This is a genomic window from Vibrio sp. SCSIO 43137 (assembly GCF_028201475.1).
Taxonomy (GTDB): domain Bacteria; phylum Pseudomonadota; class Gammaproteobacteria; order Enterobacterales; family Vibrionaceae; genus Vibrio.
On record NZ_CP116383.1, the window covers coordinates 1,983,830 to 2,005,754 of the forward strand.

The 21,925-nt window shown below is 45.5% G+C and carries 19 protein-coding genes; 11 read left to right on the top strand and 8 right to left on the bottom strand.

The features are described 5' to 3' along the window. The 3 genes from glgC to topA all read right to left on the bottom strand — a co-directional run bounded on the left by glgC (position 1) and on the right by topA (position 5,879). A complete protein-coding gene (glgC, locus tag PK654_RS09295) occupies positions 1–1,218 on the bottom strand; it encodes a glucose-1-phosphate adenylyltransferase (protein WP_271695331.1) in 1,218 nt (405 codons plus the stop codon). Between the two features lie 152 nt (positions 1,219–1,370). After that, entirely contained in the window at positions 1,371–3,107 is a 1,737-nt protein-coding gene (locus PK654_RS09300) for a GGDEF domain-containing protein (protein WP_271698847.1), read from the bottom strand. 147 nt (positions 3,108–3,254) lie between these two features. After that, the gene (gene topA / locus PK654_RS09305; RefSeq protein ID WP_271695332.1) at positions 3,255–5,879 is read right to left on the bottom strand and encodes a type I DNA topoisomerase; all 2,625 of its coding nucleotides are present in this window, start codon (positions 5,877–5,879) and stop codon (positions 3,255–3,257) included. A 361-nt stretch (positions 5,880–6,240) separates the two neighbouring features. Between topA and PK654_RS09310 the strand changes: the two genes are divergently transcribed. Beyond that, positions 6,241–6,489 (top strand): YciN family protein, encoded by a 249-nt coding sequence (locus PK654_RS09310; RefSeq protein ID WP_271695333.1) that lies wholly within the window; start codon positions 6,241–6,243, stop codon positions 6,487–6,489. Positions 6,490–6,554: 65 nt separating this feature from the next. On the opposite strand, the gene aroA is transcribed toward PK654_RS09310, so the two are convergent. After that, the gene (gene aroA, locus PK654_RS09315) at positions 6,555–7,835 is read right to left on the bottom strand and encodes a 3-phosphoshikimate 1-carboxyvinyltransferase (RefSeq protein ID WP_271695334.1); all 1,281 of its coding nucleotides are present in this window, start codon (positions 7,833–7,835) and stop codon (positions 6,555–6,557) included. A gap of 169 nt (positions 7,836–8,004) precedes the next feature. On the opposite strand from aroA, the gene aat reads away from it, so the two are divergent. The 3 genes from aat (at position 8,005) to infA (ending at position 9,734) form a co-directional block, all read left to right on the top strand. After that, positions 8,005–8,733 (top strand): leucyl/phenylalanyl-tRNA--protein transferase, encoded by a 729-nt coding sequence (aat, locus tag PK654_RS09320; RefSeq protein WP_271695335.1) that lies wholly within the window; start codon positions 8,005–8,007, stop codon positions 8,731–8,733. Next, positions 8,733–9,437 (top strand): arginyltransferase, encoded by a 705-nt coding sequence (locus PK654_RS09325; protein WP_271695336.1) that lies wholly within the window; start codon positions 8,733–8,735, stop codon positions 9,435–9,437. Before aat ends, PK654_RS09325 begins: the two co-directional genes overlap by 1 nt. A 78-nt stretch (positions 9,438–9,515) precedes the next feature. Further along, entirely contained in the window at positions 9,516–9,734 is a 219-nt protein-coding gene (gene infA, locus PK654_RS09330; RefSeq protein WP_001040192.1) for a translation initiation factor IF-1, read from the top strand. A gap of 66 nt (positions 9,735–9,800) precedes the next feature. On the opposite strand, the gene clpA is transcribed toward infA, so the two are convergent. Continuing rightward, positions 9,801–12,071 (bottom strand): ATP-dependent Clp protease ATP-binding subunit ClpA, encoded by a 2,271-nt coding sequence (clpA, locus tag PK654_RS09335; RefSeq protein WP_271695503.1) that lies wholly within the window; start codon positions 12,069–12,071, stop codon positions 9,801–9,803. 49 nt (positions 12,072–12,120) lie between these two features. After that, the gene (clpS, locus tag PK654_RS09340) at positions 12,121–12,441 is read right to left on the bottom strand and encodes an ATP-dependent Clp protease adapter ClpS (RefSeq protein WP_271695504.1); all 321 of its coding nucleotides are present in this window, start codon (positions 12,439–12,441) and stop codon (positions 12,121–12,123) included. Positions 12,442–12,839: 398 nt separating this feature from the next. Here clpS and cspD point away from each other — a divergent pair, with 398 nt between their 5' ends. Continuing rightward, positions 12,840–13,061: a cold shock domain-containing protein CspD gene (gene cspD / locus PK654_RS09345; protein WP_271695505.1), complete on the top strand. Its 222-nt coding sequence runs from the start codon at positions 12,840–12,842 to the stop codon at positions 13,059–13,061. 566 nt (positions 13,062–13,627) lie between these two features. Next, the gene (locus PK654_RS09350; RefSeq protein WP_271695506.1) at positions 13,628–14,179 is read left to right on the top strand and encodes a heat-shock protein; all 552 of its coding nucleotides are present in this window, start codon (positions 13,628–13,630) and stop codon (positions 14,177–14,179) included. A 139-nt stretch (positions 14,180–14,318) separates the two neighbouring features. Here PK654_RS09350 and PK654_RS09355 read toward each other — a convergent pair whose 3' ends face one another. Further along, a complete protein-coding gene (locus PK654_RS09355) occupies positions 14,319–16,547 on the bottom strand; it encodes an NADP-dependent isocitrate dehydrogenase (RefSeq protein WP_271695507.1) in 2,229 nt (742 codons plus the stop codon). Positions 16,548–16,839: 292 nt separating this feature from the next. On the opposite strand from PK654_RS09355, the gene PK654_RS09360 reads away from it, so the two are divergent. Beyond that, positions 16,840–17,523 carry an rRNA large subunit pseudouridine synthase E gene (locus tag PK654_RS09360; RefSeq protein WP_271695508.1) on the top strand — a complete coding sequence of 228 codons (684 nt, stop codon included), beginning with the start codon at positions 16,840–16,842 and terminating at the stop codon, positions 17,521–17,523. A gap of 53 nt (positions 17,524–17,576) precedes the next feature. On the opposite strand, the gene PK654_RS09365 is transcribed toward PK654_RS09360, so the two are convergent. Then, positions 17,577–17,846 carry a hypothetical protein gene (locus PK654_RS09365; protein WP_271695509.1) on the bottom strand — a complete coding sequence of 90 codons (270 nt, stop codon included), beginning with the start codon at positions 17,844–17,846 and terminating at the stop codon, positions 17,577–17,579. Between the two features lie 171 nt (positions 17,847–18,017). Here PK654_RS09365 and mnmA point away from each other — a divergent pair, with 171 nt between their 5' ends. The 4 genes from mnmA (at position 18,018) to PK654_RS09385 (ending at position 21,855) form a co-directional block, all read left to right on the top strand. Further along, entirely contained in the window at positions 18,018–19,127 is a 1,110-nt protein-coding gene (gene mnmA / locus PK654_RS09370) for a tRNA 2-thiouridine(34) synthase MnmA (protein ID WP_271695510.1), read from the top strand. A gap of 26 nt (positions 19,128–19,153) precedes the next feature. Next, positions 19,154–19,771, top strand: a complete 618-nt coding sequence (hflD, locus tag PK654_RS09375) for a high frequency lysogenization protein HflD (protein ID WP_271695511.1) — start codon at positions 19,154–19,156, stop codon at positions 19,769–19,771. Between the two features lie 39 nt (positions 19,772–19,810). Further along, positions 19,811–21,184 (top strand): adenylosuccinate lyase, encoded by a 1,374-nt coding sequence (purB, locus tag PK654_RS09380; protein WP_271695512.1) that lies wholly within the window; start codon positions 19,811–19,813, stop codon positions 21,182–21,184. Between the two features lie 146 nt (positions 21,185–21,330). Next, on the top strand, positions 21,331–21,855 hold the full coding sequence (locus PK654_RS09385; RefSeq protein WP_271695513.1) for a GNAT family N-acetyltransferase: 525 nt from the start codon (positions 21,331–21,333) through the stop codon (positions 21,853–21,855). Positions 21,856–21,925: the final 70 nt, after the last annotated feature.

Genomic DNA, 21,925 nt, shown 5'->3' on the forward strand with positions numbered 1-21,925 from the left:
CTAGAACCCAACTCTTGTTCCTTTTGCTATTACAACAATTCCCTCAGGTGACACACTAAACCTTTTGGCATCAAGTTCAGCATCTTCACCAATAACCGTGCCGGGTGCAATCTCTACATGCTTGTCGATAATCGCTCTGCGGATACTGGAACCCGCCCCGACTTTTACATCCCCGAGAAGAATGGATTCACTGATGCGTGAACCGGCAGCAATATTACTTCGATAACCCAGAACAGATTTATACACGGCTGAGCCCTGAATGTAACTGCCGCCGGAAATCAGACTGTCAGTAATCTTGGTTTCATGACTGTCCATATCCACAAACGTCGCCGGAGGTAACGGTGGAAAATAGGTATGTAACGGCCATTTACGGTTATAAAGAGAAAACTCAGGATCCGATTCTAACAAATCCATATGAGCAGACCAGTAAGAATCTATCGTACCGACATCTCGCCAATATGTCGCTTCTTTTTCGCCGGAGATTTTGTTTGTTGAAAAATCGTAAACATAGACGCCACCTTCACTAAACATCTTAGGAATGATGTCTTTACCAAAGTCGTGACTGGAAGACTTGTCTGCCGCATCCCGCCGCAGCTCTTCACACAAAGGTTCACGATCAAAAATATAGTTACCCATAGAAACCAGAGCCAGATCAGGATGACCCGGAATCGCTTTAGGCTTCTCCGGCTTCTCTTCAAAGCCTATCATTTTGCCGTTTTCATCTACCTGTATCACGCCAAAAGATGACGCTTCTGACAAAGGCATACGAATGGCTGACACCGTTAATCTGGCATCTACATTACGGTGGAAATCCAGCATCTGACGTATATCCATTTTGTAGATATGATCAGAGCCAAAAATACACACCTGTTCAGGGTCAGCTATCTCTATAAAGCTGATATTCTGATAGATTGCATCGGCCGTTCCCTCATACCAACGCTTACCGTCTCTCATCTGTGCCGGAACCGTATCAATAAAGCGGTCTGTAATTCCCGACAGGTTCCAGCCCTTCTTCATATGCAGATAGAGTGACTGGGATTTAAACTGGGTCAACACGTAAATCCGCATCAAATCAGCATTGACGAAATTGTTCAGCACAAAGTCAATCAGACGATAACTTCCGCCAAAAGGAACCGCCGGTTTTGTCCGGCTATTGGTTAATGGCAGTAAACGGGAACCTTCACCACCTGCGAGAATCATACTTAATACACCAGCCATTAATAAGCCTCCATTCTTATATCTAGCTCTAACAATATCCGGTCATGTCACCAGACAACGAAAATTATACATTCCTTATATATAAATAGATAATAAATAAACAGCTAATAAAACTGGCAGGCATGACTCACCTTAAGCTTCATACAGTTGCGTTAACGACTCTCCTGCGAACGGTACTCCTGTTCCGTATCACTTAACATAATGGTTTTATTTCTGCCGGACGATTTTGCCCGGTACAGGGCTTTGTCTGCCCTATGCAGGGCGACGTCAAGTTTCTCCTGCGGTGTAACTATGGTTCCGCCCAGTGAAATACTTAACAGGAAAGAGACTGCCCCGTCAGCCGAAGTCAGCTCAATACGTCTTACACAGTTTCTCAGACGCTCTGCCAGCTGATAGAGCTGTTCCTGCTCTTTGGTATGGGTTAACACAAGAAACTCGTCTCCGCCCCAGCGACAGGCACTGTCATAGTCTCTGATCACTTCACTAATTGAACGGGCAATCAGCTTTAACGCTTTGTCGCCCTGCTCATGCCCGAGAGAATCGTTTATCTTTTTAAAATGATCGATATCCAGCCATAACAGGCCAAACCCATGTTTATCCCTCTGGGCATGATTAAACTCCTCCCTGAGCTGTTTCTCCATTCCACGGCGGTTAAACAGTTCAGTTAGCGGATCGACACTGGCTAACCGTTCCAGCGCCTGAGTTCTTTCGGCAACCTTATGCTCCAGCTCCTGAGCCGAACTCTGTACACGCTTACTCATCAACTCAAAGTTCGACATTAACATGCCCATCTCATCATTGGGTTTGTAGGAAAAACTCACTTCAGCCTCAGAAGAGGGCTGCTTTGCTATCTGGCTGGTTTTCGACTCGAGGGCATTAATAGGGTTAATGACCCAACGCTGAATGGCAAGGGTTACCACTACTGCCAGCAGCAGTAAGGTAACGCCCAATACAATATAGAGCAGAACAAATTTTTCAGCCGGAAGGATTTGCTCCATATCGATTAAGGTAATTTCGTACCATTGCAGAGGTGCGATATAACTGACTGTGGCTAGATGGCGCTTGCCTTTATAGGTTATCTGAATAGCCTGCGGCTTTTCTCCCCTTCTCTCCTGAGCCATCATACGATTCAGGGCTAAACTTTCTTCCTCAGACTGCAGGTAATGACTTATCTGCTGTTTCTGGTAAAAGCTATTTTGTTTAAACTCTTCCTGAGTAACCCCTGACTGGCGGTAGAGTTGAATGATATTGCCCGAATCAACAAAGATAGTATCTACACCGCCTAAATCACTAATAGCCAGATCGGACATAATAGATTCAAACTCGATTCCGGTGCCTAGCGCTCCCGTCACCTGACCGTTAGCTTTTATCTGAACATCGATCCACATCCACGTAATACCTAACTGTTCATTAGGATTAATATTAATGTGTACCGGGTTACTCTGCTTTACAAACTGATAGAACCAACGGCTATTTTCTGCCTCCGGCTCTAAGAAGAACCTTAACGGATTATCGCCAAACTCATTTTTACTGTTGTTGTGGTAATAGCCCTTATTGTTTACCAAGGCAATAAAATAACTATTACTGGCAAATTTCCATCGGTACTGCTCAAGGGTATTAAAGGCTTTCTGGTATAGAATGAAGTTATCCGGGTCAGCACTCCAGTTAATAATATCCGGATGGGCTGCCAGCTGTTTTGCCTTATCCAGTTCAACAATTATCGGCGCGAGGGTCTTTTCTGTGTCGTAATGAGATACAACAGTACCGTAGCGGGCAATCAAATCCCCTACAATATCTTCAGCAACGCCTTTCACCGTCGTAAAGACAATAGCTTCACAACTTATCACTAAGATAATCAGCAGCGATAAAAACTTGCTCTGTATCCTCATCAAAATCCATTTCTGTTGAGCCTATTATTCAGCATAGTTCCGATATATCAATTTCTCAAAAAATCAATGTAAAATCTGTTTCTTAACTAAGAATCAGGCAAAAAAAAGAGGTAGCTCATCAGCTACCTCTTAATACCTTTTTAACGGTTATTTTTTCTTTTTCCGTTTATCCGTAATTTCCCATTTACCGTCGATATACAGACCAGTCCAGCCTGAAGGCTTACCGTCTATCTCCGAACGTACATAGTTCTCTTTTGACTTACGGCTAAAGCGAACCACTGTCGGACGACCATCCGGATCTTCAGTCGGTGCTGTTGTCAGATACTGATACTTAGCGGAAATGCGCTCTTTAAAGCGAACCAGCTCTTCCACCAGCGGAGCACGTGTCTCTCTCGATTTAGGGAAGTTACTTGCGGCCATAAACAGACCGGAAGCACCGTCTCTCAGTACAAAATAGGCATCTGAGTTGCTACAAGGCAGCTCAGGGAAGTGTACCGGATCTTCCTTCGGCGGAGCCACTTCACCATTGCGCAGAATCTTACGGGTGTTTTTACAGCTTTCGCTGGTGCAGTCCATGTACTTACCGAAACGGCCGTTTTTCAACACCATATCGGAACCACATTTATCACACTCAACAACCGGGCCGTCGTAACCTTTCAGTTTAAACTCACCATGTTCAACCACATAACCGTCACAGTTCGGGTTGTTACCACAGACATGCATTTTACGCTTATCATCGATCAGGTAAGCATCCATGGCGGTTTCACACTTAGGACAACGTTTCTTCGCCCTCAGGGCTGCGGTTTCAACATCCTCTTCCAGAACGTTGACAATACCTTCTTCATCACCGAGATTGATGGTGGTTTTACATCTCTCTTTTGGCGGAAGTGCATAGCCGGAACAGCCAAGGAAAACGCCTGTTGATGCGGTACGGATACCCATTGGGCGGCTACAGGTCGGGCATTCAATATCAGTTAATACGATATTGTTTGGCTTCATCCCGCCTTCGTCTTCATCCAGCTCTGCTTTGCCAAGATGCTCGGAAAAATCTGTGAAGAAATTATCCAGCACATTCAGCCAGCCAGCTTTACCGTCAGCGATCTGGTCAAGCTTCTGTTCCATACGGGCGGTAAAATCATAGTTCATCAGGTCATCAAAGCTGTCATCAAGACGGTCTGTAACGATCTCACCCATTTTTTCCGCATAGAAACGGCGCTGGTCTACCTTAACGTAACCGCGATCCTGAATAGTTGAGATAATAGAAGCGTAAGTCGACGGACGACCAATACCCTTCTTCTCCAGCTCTTTTACTAACGCGGCTTCTGTATAACGTGCCGGTGGCTTAGTAAAGTGCTGTTTAGGGTCAAGAGTTTGCAGGTTAAGCACATCACCAATCTGCACGGCCGGCAGGATCTGGTCTTCATTCTTACCCATAGGACGCTGCACACGGGTCCAACCGTCAAACTTAAGAATACGGCCTTTCGCCTTCAGGGTATAAGCGTCGGCTTTAACACTGATGGTGGTTGAGTCGTACTTAGCCGGTACCATCTGACAAGCAACAAACTGATTCCAGATAAGTGCGTACAGCTTATGAGCATCGGCTTCCATACCCTGAAGATCGTCGGCTTTCACCGCCACATCAGAAGGCCGGATCGCTTCGTGCGCTTCCTGTGCACCGGCTTTACTGCCGTAAACATTGGCTTTTTCCGGCAGATAGTTGTCACCGAAATTGCCGGAAATATAACTTCTGACGGAGTCTACGGCTTCCGCACTCAGGTTTACGGAGTCCGTTCTCATATAGGTGATATAACCAGCTTCATACAGTCGCTGAGCCAGCATCATGGTTTTCTTAACACCATAGCCTAAGCGGGTACTGGCAGCCTGCTGAAGGGTAGAAGTAATGTATGGAGCGGAAGGCTTGCTCTGAGTCGGCCTGTCTTCGCGCTTGCATACTTCATATTGCGCTTTTTCCAGTACAGAGACAGCGGCGTTTGTTTCGCTCTCATTTACCGGTTTAAAGGCAACACCATCTTTCTGTGCTACCAGCAGACGGAAGTCTGTTTTATCTTGTGTTTTGGTATCAGCGTGGATATCCCAGAACTCTTCCGGAATAAACGCATTTATTTCGCGCTCACGCTCAACCAGCAGTTTTACCGCGACTGACTGTACCCGACCCGCTGACAAACCTCTTGCTACTTTTTTCCACAGCAGAGGTGACACCATAAAGCCAACCACGCGGTCCATAAAGCGACGCGCCTGCTGGGCATTAACACCATCCATATTCAGCTCACCGGGAGCCTGGAATGCCTGCTGGATAGCATTTTTGGTGATTTCGTTAAACACAACTCGTTTATATCGCTCTTCATCGCCGCCGATGATCTCACGAAGGTGCCATGCGATTGCTTCCCCTTCGCGGTCCAAATCGGTTGCGAGATAAACGTTATCTGCGTCTTTAGCCAGTTTTTGTAGCTCAGCTACAACTTTTTCTTTACCGGGCAGGATCTGATAATTCGCTTCCCAGTTATGATAGGGATTAATCCCCATCTTTTTAATAAGTGCGTTTCGCTCTTTCTCTTTCTTGATACGAGCCTTCTCTTCCGGGCTCATACCTTTGGTCGAAATTGCCGCCGCTTTCTGGCCATTGCTCTGGCCTGCCGTTGGTAGGTCCCTGACATGACCTACACTGGACTTAACAATAAAGTCTTTACCAAGGTATTTATTGATGGTCTTTGCCTTGGCAGGAGACTCCACTATAACAAGTGACTTACCCATAATTGAATCTGACGTCCTCAATCATTGCGATGGCGTTATTCGATATGCGACTGGAGATTAAATTTGTCGCGCTAAATTAGTACTTCTTTTTTTACTATTGAGCGAGACTGCAAGAAGATCAACCAATTTTTTTCATTTCAGACTTATTCGCTCGACAAATAACCGTTCCTGAGCTGGTGTGTGATCTCAGCTGTCTCTGACCGCGCACATAGTAATCATCATGTTTTGCTTTACCTAACTACAGATATAAATCTATGCCATAGCTCACAAAAAATCCTACTGTAATAATCTTTTATCAATGCCATTTACCAATGCGCCTGAGATGAATACACTGAAAGCGAAATAACTGCAGGAAAGTTTTATGAGTGAAAAAAAGAGTATCAGTGAGTTTGACTTACTGCTGATCGCCAACCAAATTATTCAGCAAAATGATAGTTATATAGAGGGCATGAGAGCAGAGTCTGTAAAAGAGAAAGACGATGTTCTGGTATTTAAGGGCAACTACTTTCTAGATAGTAACGGCCTGCCGACTGAAAAAACCACCGCCGTGTTTAATATGTTTAAGTATTTAGCCCATCAGCTTTCCGGAGAATTCACCCTTAAATCTTAGTTTCCGGAATCGATAAACAGAAAAGCTCCCTAACATTTGGGAGCTTTTTCATTATGAACCGGAGATTAGCAACTTAGCTGTTTAAGTTTGTCAAAGTAGTCCGGGAAGGTTTTTGAAGTACAACCCGGATCATTGATGGTTACCGGTGTATCACTCAACGCAACCAAAGAGAAGCACATCGCCATACGGTGGTCATCATATGTATCAATGGCGGCATGCTTAAGTTCGGCTACCGGAGTAACAATAATATAATCCTCACCCTCTTCCACTTCGGCACCGACTTTGCGCAGTTCTGTCGCCATAGCGGCTAAGCGGTCTGTCTCTTTTACCCGCCAGTTATACACATTACGGATAGCTGTGGTTCCTTTGGCAAACAGCGCTGTCGTTGCTATGGTCATTGCTGCATCAGGGATATGGTTAAAGTCCATATCTACCGCTGTAAGCTCACCACAGCGGGAAATAACATAGTCATCGCCCCACTCTATCTCAGCACCCATTTTTTCCAGCGCATCGGCAAACTGAATATCGCCCTGAATGCTGTTTTTACCTATGCCGGTAACTTTAATCTCGCCACCTTTAATGGCCGCTGCGGCAAGGAAGTAAGAGGCAGAAGAAGCATCGCCTTCTACAAGGAAATCCCCCGGAGAACGATATTTCTGACCGGCAGGGATAACAAACTCTGCGTAGTCATTGTTAATCACTTCAACGCCAAACTGCTGCATAATATGCAGAGTAATATCAATATAAGGCTTTGAGACCAGCTCGCCTTCGATCTTAATGGTTACTTCACCGTCAGCTAACGGTGCCGCCATCAGAAATGCAGTAAGAAACTGGCTGGAAATAGAGCCATCAATAGAAACCGTACCGGACTTAAGCCCTGTTCCGTTGATTTTTAACGGCGGATAGTTTTCGTTTTCCAGATACTCTACCTCAGCACCCGCTGTTCTCAGCGCATCAACAAGATGGCCAATCGGACGCTCTTTCATGCGTGGTTCACCAGTAAGAACATACTCACCGGAACCAAGGCAGAGCGCTGCAGCCAAAGGTCTCATCGCTGTACCGGCATTGCCCAGAAACAGCTCTAGGCTCTGTTCACTAGTAAAAGGCGCACCCAGACCCGTTACTTCACATACGGTCTTATCCTCAGATAAGGAGTAGCTAACGCCAAGTTTACTCAGGGCGTTAAGCATATGACGGATATCGTCACTGTCGAGAAGGTTGGTCAGTCGGGTTGTGCCTTCTGATAAGGCAGCAAGCAACAAAGCACGGTTTGAAACACTTTTAGAGCCGGAAAGGTTTACTTCACCATTGACCCGGTGAATGGGGTTTAACGTAAGGCTTTCCATTGAGATTTATATATCCTTAACGATTTCGCTAAGATATGCGAAACAAAATTCTTCGTGCAGCCAGACTATCTAAAAATTTTTGTGATCGCTAGCAAAAAACAAGATTGGTTCGCTTATTTCGTCAAATTGATTAAAATTGACCAATAATGCTATCGCAACGCAACTTTGCATGACTATCTATCTACCCGAACTCGACTCAGAATCCACTCTTTTTCCTCCTGTAGAGACAGCGTTAGAAGAACCAAATGGTCTTTTAGCCATGGGGGGAGACCTAAAACCAGAACGACTTGTTCAGTCGTATCAACACGGGATTTTTCCATGGTACTCAATAGGCGAGCCGATCCTGTGGTGGAGCCCTTCTCCCAGAGCAATTCTTAACCCTGCTGAATTCAAGCCGTCACGAAGCCTGAAGAAGTACTTCCGTAAATCTGATTACCGCGTCAGTATCAATAGAGCGACGCAAGAAGTGATCAAACAGTGCCGGGATGTACGCAGTATTGAAGAGACCTGGATCGACACCAGAATGCAGAAAGCCTACTCTGAACTGGCAACGCTGGGGCGATGCCATTCTGTTGAAGTGTGGAGTGAAGAGCAACTGGTTGGCGGCCTGTATGGTATTCAGGTTGGTAAACTGTTTTGCGGAGAGTCTATGTTTAGCAGTAAAACCAATGCATCTAAAGTGGCCTTATGGCTGTTTTGTCACCATTTTTCCAAGCACGGGGGCGAGCTAATCGACTGCCAGATACTCAACCCGCATACTGAGTCTTTAGGCGCAAAAGAGATTGATCGTCTAGATTACCTGCAAAAGCTGGCCTATTGTAAAGAGAGCAGTGTTGAAGCTGGCTGCTATGAATCTCAATGGATTAATTTGCCAACGACTCCTACGGAGACTGTTTAGTGTCATCAGAAAAGCATCAGATTAAGATTGGCCTCTCCAGCAATAACCCCTGCAACTATCTAAGTGGCAGAATGGAAAGAGTGGCCGTGGCACTGGATGACTCACTGCATAGCTCTGCCGGGTATGAGCTGTTGCTGGCAAACGGATTTCGTCGCAGCGGCAATACCATCTACACACCTCACTGCGAGATGTGTTCAGCCTGCCAGTCAATCAGAGTGGTCGTTGGTGACTTCTCTTTGTCCAGAAGCCAGAAGCGCGTATTAGCAAAAGCGAGAGATATGGGCGTTCACTGGCAAGCCAAATCTGAAATGGACAGTGACTGGTTTGAACTCTATAGCCGCTATATTAATGAACGCCACTCCACAGGTAGCATGTACCCGCCTAAAGAAGAGGAGTTCCTGCGTTTCTCTCAATGTGAATGGCTGGATGTTCAGTATCTGCATATTTATCAGGGTTCAAAACTGATTGGTGTTGCTGTTACTGACAGTATGCAACACTGTTCCAGTGCTTTTTATACTTTTTTTGAACCGGAGTTTCCCATATCACTCGGTACACTCGCCGTTCTTTATCAGAGTGAGTTTTGTCAAATCAAACAGAAACACTGGCTTTATCTCGGCTATCAGATCGATGAATGTCCGGCCATGAACTATAAAGTACGTTTTCAACGCCATCAAAGGCTAGTAAATCATCGTTGGCAAGGGTAGAATACCGCCCAACTTATTTTTCTATACTTTTCGGCAAGCAGTGCCGGAGATAATTGCCTAATTTCTAAAGAGGATTAAATGGCTAAAGAAGACGTAATTGAAATGCAAGGCACTGTCCTTGATACTCTGCCTAATACAATGTTCCGTGTTGAGCTTGAAAACGGTCACGTAGTGACAGCTCATATCTCTGGTAAAATGCGTAAGAACTACATTCGTATTCTGACTGGTGACAAAGTAACTGTAGAGATGACTCCATACGACCTGTCTAAAGGCCGCATCGTCTTCCGTGCTCGTTAATACTCACAGTACGAATCATAAAAAAACGGAGCTTTAAGCTCCGTTTTTGTTTTCTGCCTTTCAGGATTAATGAACCGGCTCTTCCTGCTCATTCAGGTAGTGGAACTGAAGCTCATCTTTTTCCAGTTCAACTTTCACCGTGCCACCATTCACTAATGAACCAAACAGCAGTTCATTGGCCAGCGGTTTTTTCAGACTTTCCTGAATCACACGACCCATCGGCCTTGCCCCCATGGACTTGTCATAGCCTTTGTTCGCCAGCCAGTGACGGGCATCTTCAGATACTTCAAGAGAAACACCTCGTGAATCCAGCTGTGCCTGAAGTTCAACAATGAACTTATCAACCACCTGATGAATAACCACTTCATCAAGGCTGTTAAACCAGATGATATTGTCCAGTCTGTTACGGAACTCAGGGGTAAACACCTTCTTAATCTCTGCCATGGCATCATGGCTGTGGTCCTGTTGAATAAGCCCGATAGACTTCTTAACCGTCTCTGCAACACCGGCATTGGTGGTCATTACCAGAATCACATTACGGAAATCTGCCTTACGGCCGTTGTTGTCCGTTAATGTGCCGTTATCCATCACCTGAAGAAGCAGGTTAAAGATATCCGGGTGCGCTTTCTCAATCTCATCCAGCAACACAACGGCATGAGGATGTTTAATCACCGCATCCGTCAGCAAGCCACCTTGATCGTAGCCAACATACCCCGGAGGCGCACCGATAAGACGGCTGACTGAATGACGCTCACCGTACTCAGACATGTCAAAGCGCAGCAGTTCTATTCCGAGCATTTTCGCCAGTTGTAATGTCACCTCCGTCTTACCTACCCCGGTAGGACCGGCAAACAGGAAGGAACCAACCGGACGATTCTCTGCACCTAAACCGGCACGGGTCAGTTTAATCGCTTCGCTTAGTGCTTCGATAGCATCATCCTGACCAAATACCATCATCTTCATCTTATCGCTCAGGGACTGAAGGATATCTTTATCAGAAGATGATACGGATTTCTCAGGGATGCGCGCCATCTTGGCCACCATAGCTTCTATATCCGCCACGCCGACGGTTTTCTTCCTGCGGCTTGCAGGAGCAAGACGGCTACGGGCACCGGCTTCATCGATAACATCGATGGCTTTGTCCGGCAGGTGACGCTCGTTAATATACTTGGCTGACAGCTCGACAGCAGCGCGCAGTGCCTTATTGGTGTAACGAACCTCATGGTGCGCTTCATATTTTGGTTTAAGACCGATCAGGATCTTAGTGGTGTCATCCAGCGAAGGCTCGATAACATCAATCTTCTGGAAACGACGGGATAGTGCCCGCTCTTTTTCGAAGATATTGCTGTATTCCTGATAGGTGGTTGAACCAATGCAACGAAGCTTACCGCTGCTGAGCAGAGGTTTTATCAGGTTAGCAGCATCAACTTGTCCGCCTGAAGCCGCACCGGCACCAATAATGGTATGAATTTCGTCGATAAAGAGAATGGCATCATCCTCTTTTTCCAGTTGTTTCAGGATCGCCTTAAAGCGTTTCTCGAAGTCACCTCGGTACTTAGTACCTGCCAATAGCGAACCGATATCCAGCGAATAGATAACACTGTTTTCAATAACCTCAGGTACCTGACCTTCCACGATACGCCATGCAAGCCCTTCCGCAATGGCCGTTTTACCGACACCTGCTTCACCCACCAGTAACGGGTTATTCTTACGGCGGCGGCACAGAACCTGAATGGTTCTTTCCAGCTCTTTATCACGGCCGATTAGCGGATCAATATGCCCTTGTCTGGCAACCTGATTCAGGTTAGTGGCAAATGATTCCAGCTTCTCTTCTGATGAATTCTCTTCAGCCGGTGTTTCACTGCCAAACACATCTGATGAAGAACCTTCATCTTTACCTGACGCTTTGCTGATACCGTGAGAGATATAGTTAACAATATCCAGACGGCTGACATCGTGCTTTTTCAGCAGATAGGCCGCGTGGGATTCCTGTTCACTGAAAATGGCCACCAGTACATTGGCGCCGGAGACTTCGTTTCTGCCCGACGACTGCACATGGAACACCGCTCTTTGCAGTACGCGCTGAAAACTCAATGTCGGCTGAGTTTCTCGGGTTTCATCATTGTCGGGAATCAGTGGGGTAGTTTGATCTATAAAGGCATCTAACTCATTTTTGAGTAGTTCGATATCTGCCTGGCAGGCCTTAAGGGTTTCTCTGGCTGCTTCGTTATCCAGAAGTGCAAGCAGCAGATGTTCGACTGTCATAAACTCATGACGTTTATCTCGGGCGCGGGCAAACGCGCCATTCAGACTTGTTTCTAATTCTTTGTTCAGCATAAGGACCTCCCACAAAGAGCAACCTATGTTGCAATGGGTATAGCATTTGTTACGCCCTTTCCATTGTACATAACAGCGGGTGCTCGTTTTCCCTTGAGTACGTGGTGACTTGCATCACCTTTGTCTCTGCAATTTCGGCAGAAAATGTGCCGCAAATGGCTTTCCCTTCATAATGCACTTTCAGCATTACTTGAGTCGCCTTCTCCAAATCCATGGAAAAGAATCTATCGAGAATCTCGATAACAAAATCCATCGGTGTATAGTCGTCATTATTAAGAATAACGTTGTACATTGATGGCGGTTTTACTTTCGTTTCTTCTTTCTCCAGTAAATCAGAGTCTGGAGTCACCCATTGATATTGTTTACTCATTATTATTTCGATAACTTGAAAAGCGACAAAAATAACTTTTCTTTAACTTAGAGACTAATTCACCAATTGTATCCCTGCAAATAAAACTTTGCCATCTTTTCACATCTGCAAGCTGTTTGCTCAAAAGCTAAGCAGATTCGGGGGAACGCAATTATCCGACAGTAACTATGCTCAACAGATCACAAAGTTAGAAAAATGTTAACCACAAAAGTGATATGTTGTATTTTTTGTTACTTTTTATCGCAATTAGCTATTGACTGTGCGGTTTCATTGGCTAAATTGTGTGCTGTGATGATTAAAATTTGGCAGCGCCTGAATTGATATTCACTCACTCCGGAGATGGACGTCGTATCCGGAACAACAACTTCAGTTACAAAATGCAATGAGGGATGTATAGCATGGCTACCGGTACAGTTAAGTGGTTCAACAACGCCAAAGGATTTGGATTTATCTGCCCTGAAGGTGAAGATGGTGACATCTTCGCTCACTATTCAACGATTCAGATGGACGGATACCGTACTCTGAAAGCAGGTCAGCAGGTATCATACGAAGTTGAACAAGGACCAAAAGGCTACCACGCAAGTGCCGTTGTACCTATTGAAGGACAACAGGCAAAATAATACGCTGCCATAGAAGTAGTAAAATTATATAAATGCTGTAGTGATAAAAAAAAACATCCACCGGCATAGCCGGCTGTCTTTTATACAGAAGTCCCTCACATTATGCGAGGGACTTCTGTATAAAAGACAGCCAGCCTAGCTGGGGGTTTTCTATATACAAAAAGAACCCGCTTCACCGCGGGTTTTTTATCACCTGAATCATACATAAACTCATGTGTTTAAGTTGCCTTTAACTTAAACAAATTGAAGGTAATCCATTGAATTAAAAGGACGATTATAAGAGCCTTGTCAGGTCAGGCTGACAACAAGGCGGTGATCGTCAAAATTAACATCGTGTACCTTTTTGCCCCCAACCGTGCTGTGCCAGAAAGCGCTTGACACATATCGTCCCTGACGTAAAATTTAAGTATCGATGTAGCAGACATGTTTTTATAACATGACATCGCATAACCTCTCAGAGGTCGAGGCTGTGTCCGGTAATGATGTTCTGAATCCAAGATTTATCTTGGCGAAGGCTCCCTAGACGGAGCCTTTGTTATTTCTGGCGTAAGGAAACTTATCCACTCATGGCAACAAAGCGACTGTTCAATCTTCCTGATAAAGCTGTCCAGCAATGGAAAAGTTTCCATTTCAAAGGTATTGAGCATAACTTAAACCATTTGGATGCATGTAAGTTAACTTTCAGACATCCGGAACGTAACGAGCAATACACATTACATTTTACCTTTTCCCATCACGTATTTACCCGAACCATAAAAGATAACGAAGCTACCGAGCCTGCTGACATTTATCCCTATCCGGTTGACAGAAGAGTCTTTGACGAAACGCGTTATCAACTATCTAAGCACTTGCCGGAGATCATAAGTACCTTGCCGGAGCAGTTCTGCTATCACGGCGGTTATAGCCGATATTGTAGCTGTAAAATTGAACAGGAAAATGGCGGCCATATCTACTATCAAGTCGTTTATAGAGTATGGAAAGAGAGAGGGAAAATGCGTTTTCATGTTGAAAGTGCTTACCCCCTTGAAGGCAAACTGGGGAAAGTGAAAAAGGTTAACTTCTGGGTGATTTGCCACAACTTACTAAGAAATAAACAACTGCCAAAGCCAGCAAGTTAGGCATTCCTTAGGAGGCAGCGCTGTTTTTATGGTTAAACAACCTGCCCTTTAAATAAACCAAGGGTAAATTACTTTATTTTCATGTACCTAACACAAAAGAACCCGCTTATGCGGGTTCTTAATTTTTACCGATAGCAGATTAAACCTTAGCAAGAATCTCGTTCAGAGCCTGACTTGGTCTCATCAGTGCTGAAGTTAGCTCATCATTCAGGGCGTAGTAACCGCCAAGCTCACCTTTCACACCTTGTGCTTTGTTCAGCTCTTCTACAATCAGCTCTTCCTTCTCCTGAAGCGCAGCAGCAACCGGAGCAAACTGTGCAGCCAGTTCTGCATCGTCTGACTGAGCCGCCAGAGCCTGAGCCCAATAGTTAGCCAGATAGTAGTGGCTGCCACGGTTATCCAGTTCACCTACACGGCGTGAAGGAGACTTGTTAGTGTCAAGGAACTGACCCGTCGCGGCATCCAGAGTGTCTGCCAGTACTTTCGCTTTAGCGTTGCCGCTGACATTACTCAGATGTTCAAGAGAAGCCGCCAGTGCAAGGAACTCACCCAGTGAATCCCAGCGCAGATGGTTTTCTTTTTCTACCTGTTGAACGTGCTTAGGTGCAGAGCCACCAGCACCCGTTTCAAACAAGCCGCCGCCATTCATCAGCGGAACAATTGAGAGCATCTTAGCCGATGTACCCAGTTCAAGAATCGGGAATAGATCCGTCAGATAGTCGCGTAGTACGTTACCGGTTACAGAGATGGTATCCAGACCCTGCTTAATTCTGTCCAGTGAGAAAAGAGTGGCATTTACAGGTGACAGGATCTTAATTTCCAGCCCTTCTGTATCATGCTGAGGCAGGTAAGCATTAACCTTTTTAATCAGTTCCGCATCGTGGGCACGGTTCTCGTCCAGCCAGAATACCGCTGGTGCACCTGTTGCACGAGCACGGGTTACCGCAAGCTTCACCCAGTCCTGAATCGGTGCGTCTTTAACCTGACACATACGGAAGATATCACCTTCTTCAACGCTCTGGCTTAGCAGTACATTGCCCTGCGTATCAGTGACTTCAATAATACCAGCACTTTGCAGAATAAAGGTCTTATCGTGAGAGCCGTACTCTTCCGCTTTCTGAGCCATCAGGCCTACGTTCGGCACGCTACCCATGGTCGTCGGATCAAAGGCACCGTTTTCTTTACAGAATTCAATTACTGCCTGATACACGCCCGCATAACAGCGATCCGGGATCATAGCTTTAGTATCTTTCTGTTTACCGTCTGGTCCCCACATCTGACCGGAAGCACGGATCATCGCAGGCATAGAAGCATCAACAATGATGTCACTTGGAACATGCAGGTTGGTAATACCACGGTCAGAATCGACCATAGCCAGTGCCGGTTGAGTTTCATACACTTTAAGCAGTGCGGCTTCTATCTCTTCTTTCTTCTCAGCAGGAAGTGCCTGGATCTTGGTATAAACATCACCAATACCATTGTTCACGTCAACGCCCAGTTCATCGAAAAGCTCACCGTATTGCTCAAAAACCTCTTTGTAATAAACTTTAACAGCATGACCAAATATTACCGGGTCAGAGACTTTCATCATGGTCGCTTTCATATGCAGAGATAAAAGAACGTCCTGCTCTTTTGCATCGGCAATTTCTTTCTCAAAGAAAGCAACTAACGCAGCTTTGTTCATGACTGAGGTATCAATAATCTCTTTATCCTGAAGCGCCAACTTCTGCTTAAGAACGTCAACAGAACCGTCGGCTTTCTTAAGGGATATAGAGACCTCGGTCGCGCCATCCACTGTGACTGATTTTTCACTACCAAAAAAGTCTTGTTCACTCATGCTTGATACATGAGATTTAGAGTCAGCAGCCCACGCTCCCATAGAGTGCGGGTTCTTTTTCGCGTAATTTTTTACCGATGTAGGGGCTCGGCGATCAGAGTTACCTTCGCGCAACACAGGGTTTACAGCACTACCTTTAATCTTGTCGTAAGTCGCCTGAATCTTTTTCTCTTCTTCAGTAGCGGCTTCTTCAGGATAGTCAGGTAAAGCGTATCCTTTTGCCTGTAACTCTTTGATTGCTGCTTGCAATTGTGGAATAGAAGCAGAAATATTAGGAAGTTTAATGATATTTGCCTGAGGAGTTTTAGCCAGCTGACCCAGTTCTGTCAGTGCATCACCGATCTGCTGTTCTTCACTCAGGTACTCCGGGAAGTTCGCAATAATACGGCCCGCAAGCGAGATATCACGAGTATCAACATCAATACCAGAAGATGTTGTAAACGCACGAATGATTGGTAATAGAGAATAGGTCGCCAATGCAGGTGCTTCATCAGTAATGGTATAGATAATCGTTGGTTTTTCTGTAGGCATGAAATTTCCCTATATTTAACAGGCCGGATTGATGAGGAAAAGGCCTGATTGAATTGACATAAGCAGTAATCTAAAACATCCTCGGCACCACTTATGCTTGATTGCTCGCCAATAGATTAACTAAAGGATAGTCAATCATTCCATGAGCAACGTTTTTTCACGTATAATTAAACAAATTCAGATAATTAGTTTGTGTGATAATTCCAAATTTTGGCGCGAAGATAATATCTTAAAACACCACAGTTTCAAAATTTAACAAACACTTTATTTACATAATTGTAAGGTAGTTAACATGACATCTCGTTTGAGAGGCAGTAAAAGTGGCAAGTCTCCCGCCTCCAAATCCCCCCATTTTAAACGCAAGCCGGGCTTTTCATCAGCAAAACAACGCAGTAAAAAACGGCCGGAAAAAAGAGTCGTCTCCCCTGAGGAGAGAAAGGTCATACTGTTTAACAAGCCATACGATACTTTAAGTCAGTTTACTGATGGTGAAGGCCGCAAAACGCTGGCGGACTATATTCCGGTTAAAGAAGTTTATGCCGCAGGACGACTGGACAGAGACAGTGAAGGTTTAATGATTCTTACTAATGACGGCATCTTGCAGGCTAAGCTGACTCAGCCGAAATCCAAATCACCAAAAACTTATTGGGTTCAGGTGGAAGGTGCTCCAGATGAAACTGCTCTGGACAAACTAAGGCAGGGAGTTGAACTAAAAGATGGTAAAACCCTTCCGGCTAAAGTTGAAATCATAGAGACGCCGGATTTATGGGAGCGCAACCCGCCGGTTCGTTTCAGGGCAGCGATTCCGACCACCTGGCTGGCAATTACAATTATTGAAGGCAGAAATCGTCAGGTTCGTCGTATGACCGCCAATATCGGCTACCCTACCCTCAGGCTGATTCGCTACTCGATGGGCAGTTACTCGCTGGCCGATCTTCAGCCGGGAGAGTACCAATTGATTGAAGGAAAGATATAGACAAAAGAAAGGGCGCATTAAGCGCCCTTCAGGCACCTATAAACCTGACTCGGTTACTCACCTTCCATAAAACCAAGATCCGGCAACTGACTTAGGTGCTTTGCATAACGTTTGTTGTCAAACTGTGCATCGTTTTTCATCACATCAAAAACCTCTACAGAGAGAGCACATGCAATCAGGGCAATCGCATCTTCCCTTGAGTTGCCTGTCATCATCAGACGCATTAAGGTCTCTTTAACCTCAATTGGCTCACCATCTGCCAGTTGGTTCTCTACTGCTTCTAACAGCACGCTCTCATCAACAAAATCGTTGTTCTCAGACATTTCATTTTTACCCGTAACTATTTTTGCGCACTATGCCATATTCAGAGGGCAATGTACTCATTTTTTGCCCGGTTAAGCGAAACAAAAACTGTGAACGGTGTCTCGGATCTGTAACCTTTAAATTCTTTCTGTTAGAATCAGCGCCCGTGTATGAAATGTGGTACTAAGTGAATGTCTGACAACAGCAAAAAGAAAGTGATCGTCGGTATGTCCGGCGGTGTTGATTCATCTGTTTCCGCTTACCTTCTCCAGCAACAGGGCTATCAGGTAGAAGGCCTGTTTATGAAAAACTGGGAAGAGGACGACGGAGAAGAGTACTGTACAGCAGCTGAAGATTTAGCTGATGCTCAGGCTGTTTGTGACAAACTTGGTATCTATCTGCATACCATCAACTTTGCAGCAGAGTACTGGGACAACGTTTTCGAGTACTTTCTTGAAGAGTATAAAGCCGGCCGTACCCCGAACCCGGATATCCTATGTAACAAAGAGATCAAGTTTAAAGCCTTCCTTGAGTTTGCTGACGAAGTGCTCGACGCCGACTACATTGCCATGGGTCACTATGTGCGTCGCACTTTCCCGCAAAACGGTGAAAAGCCTCAGATGCTGAGAGGGCTGGACTCTAATAAGGATCAAAGCTACTTTCTGTATACCCTGAGCCACGAGCAAGTTGCCCGCAGCCTGTTCCCGGTTGGTGAACTGGAAAAACCAGAAGTAAGAAAGATTGCCGAAGAGCAAGGCCTGATTACGGCTAAGAAGAAAGACTCAACCGGTATCTGCTTTATTGGTGAGCGTAAGTTCACAGAGTTCCTTTCACGCTACCTGCCGGCACAGCCGGGTGTGATTGAGACACCGGAAGGGAAAGAGATTGGTCAGCATCAGGGGCTGATGTACCATACTCTCGGCCAGCGCAAAGGCCTGCATATCGGTGGTCAGAAAGGCGGCGGCGGTAACGAAGAGCCGTGGTACGTTGCTGACAAAGACCTTGAACGCAATGTACTTATTGCCGTTCAGGGCGCTGATCATCCGCTGCTGAAGTCACAAGGCTTAATCGCATCACAACTGCACTGGGTAGACAGAGAAATAATTTCTGAGCCAACCCGCTGTAGTGTAAAAACCCGTTATCGCCAGACTGATATTCCATGTACAATTATCCCGGTTGATGATGAGAATATAAAAGTTATTTTTGATGACCCTCAGGTTGCAGTAACACCCGGTCAATCAGCAGTCTTTTATCTGGATGATGTCTGTCTCGGTGGCGGCATTATTGAAAAACGAATTTAAACAGCATTTACTATCAGGAGTTTTACGTGGCGAATTCACTATATGATCGTACTATCGCATTTGCAGGTATCTGTCAGGCGGTTGCTTTGGTTCAACAAGTAGCGAAGAACGGTGATTGTGACAGAGATGCATTTGAGACATCGATAAAAGCCATTTTAAACACCAGCCCCAGCAGCACGCTGGATGTATTTGGTCATGAATCAAACCTTAAACTGGGTCTTGAGTGCATGGTCAAGGGCATTGATAGTACGCCGTCCGGCAGCGAAATTACCCGCTATATCATCAGCCTTATGGCTTTAGAGCGTAAGCTGGACGAAAAACGTGATGCGATGGCCAAACTTGGCGATCGCATTCAGATGGCTGAACGCCAGCAAGAGCATTTTGATCTGTTCGATGAGCAGATGATCAGTAATATTGCCAGCATCTATCTGGACGTTATCAGTCCGATTGGTCCGAGAATTCAGGTGTCAGGCACCCCTTCCGTATTACAGCAAACCTCCAACCAGCAAAAAGTGCGTGCTCTTCTTCTTTCCGGGATCAGAAGCACAGTACTTTGGCGCCAGGTAGGTGGTAAGCGCCGCCATATGGTCTTTGGCCGTAAGAAAATGGTCGAACAGGCCCAAATTCTGTTGGCACGAATTTAACCACAACCATAGCTCATTAATTTTATCAGGAGAATCAACATGGAACTGTCAGCATTGACTGCTGTTTCACCGGTAGACGGTCGCTACGCCAGTAAAACGATTGCGTTGCGCTCATACTTTAGTGAATTCGGACTATTAAAGTATCGTACTATCGTTGAAATTCGTTGGTTACAAAAACTTTCGGCAACGGATGCCATTAAAGAAGTACCTGCATTTAGTCAGGAAGCAAATCAATATCTGAATGATATTGCTGAAAACTTCAGTGAAGCCGATGCACAGCGCATCAAAGAGATTGAACGCACTACCAACCATGACGTTAAGGCCGTTGAGTACTTCCTGAAAGAGAAGGTTGCTGACGTTGCGGAACTTCATGCTGTTAATGAGTTTATCCACTTTGCCTGCACCTCTGAAGATATCAATAACACCTCTCATGCGCTAATGCTAAAAGAAGCAAGAGATGCGGTTATTCTTCCTCAGATTCGTGAGTTGATCGATGCTATCAAAGCACTTGCCGTAGAGTATCGTGATATTCCGCTACTTTCCCGTACCCACGGCCAGCCTGCTTCGCCTTCTACCATGGGTAAAGAGATGGCAAACGTGGCATACCGTATGGAGCGCCAGTACAAGCAGATTGCCGACAGTGAAATTCTGGCAAAAATCAACGGTGCAGTCGGTAACTACAACGCTCACCTGTCTGCCTACCCTGAAGTAGACTGGCATGAGTTTAGCGAATCTTTCGTTACCGAATCTCTGGGTGTTAACTGGAACCCGTACACCACACAAATTGAGCCACATGACTATATTGCTGAGCTGTTTGACGCAGTTGCCCGCTTCAACACCATTTTGATCGACTTTGATCGTGATGTCTGGGGTTATATCGCTCTTGGCCACTTTAAGCAGAAGACCATTGCCGGTGAAATTGGTTCTTCAACCATGCCGCACAAAGTGAACCCGATAGATTTCGAAAACTCTGAAGGTAACCTTGGTCTGGCAAATGCTGTATTCGGCCACCTGGCTCAGAAGCTGCCTATCTCACGCTGGCAGCGTGACCTGACGGACTCTACGGTTCTGCGTAACCTTGGTGTGGGTTGCGGTTATGCGCTTATCGCTTATACATCGACACTAAAAGGTATCAGCAAGCTAGAAGTTAACCGTGATGCCCTGCTGGCAGAACTTGACCAAAACTGGGAAGTTCTTGCTGAGCCGGTTCAGACGGTTATGCGTCGCTACGGTATCGAGAAGCCTTATGAGAAGCTTAAAGAGCTGACTCGCGGTAAGCGTGTAGATGGCGAAGCCATGAGAAACTTTATTGATGGACTGGAACTGCCAGAAGATGAAAAAGTTCGTCTGAAAGAGATGACACCGGCTAACTATATTGGTCAGGCCATAGATCTGACGGATAAGCTTTCATAGAGCACTGATTTACTATTGGTAATGTGAGGTCGCATTTAGTATGCGGCCTTTTTTTTCGCTAGTATGCGGTATACCCAAGTGTCCTCAAGATGCAGGATTCAGAGCGATATCATAAGGTTACTTGGGTATACTCATATGAGGCTGTTATGAAAATAGAATATATTAGAGATAATCAGGTAGACCGTCAGTTGGATCGACAGATCCGTAAATTGCTCTCCAGTTGCTTTACCGACAGCGATGAGAAAATTTTCCGTCATCAGCGCTACTTTATTGAAGTTCCCACTCACCGTTACCTGCTAAAAGACAGTTACGATGAACTGGTTGCACATGTCGCCGTACATGACAAACAGGTATTTATTGAAAACAACCCGGTATCCATCGCCGGCGTTTCAGAAGTTTGCGTTCACCCACTCTACCGCAAAAAAGGTTATGTAAGAAAACTGCTTTGTCACGTTCATCGGGATATTGAATCCCGCGATGTTTCCTACTCGGTTCTTTTCGGTGAAAAATCTGTTTATCAATCCAGTGGCTACCATGAGGTTGAAAACCTTTATGTCAAGCAGACCACTTCCGTAGAGGAAATATGGCAATCCGAACCCGCCATGATAAGAGAGATTACCCGCCCCTGGCCGGTAACTTTTCCCGTTAAGCTGGAAGGAATCACCTTTTAAACAACAATCACCACCGCCATAGATGGTAGTATAAGGTCCGAAACAAAAACGCTCGTTAATTAACGAGCGT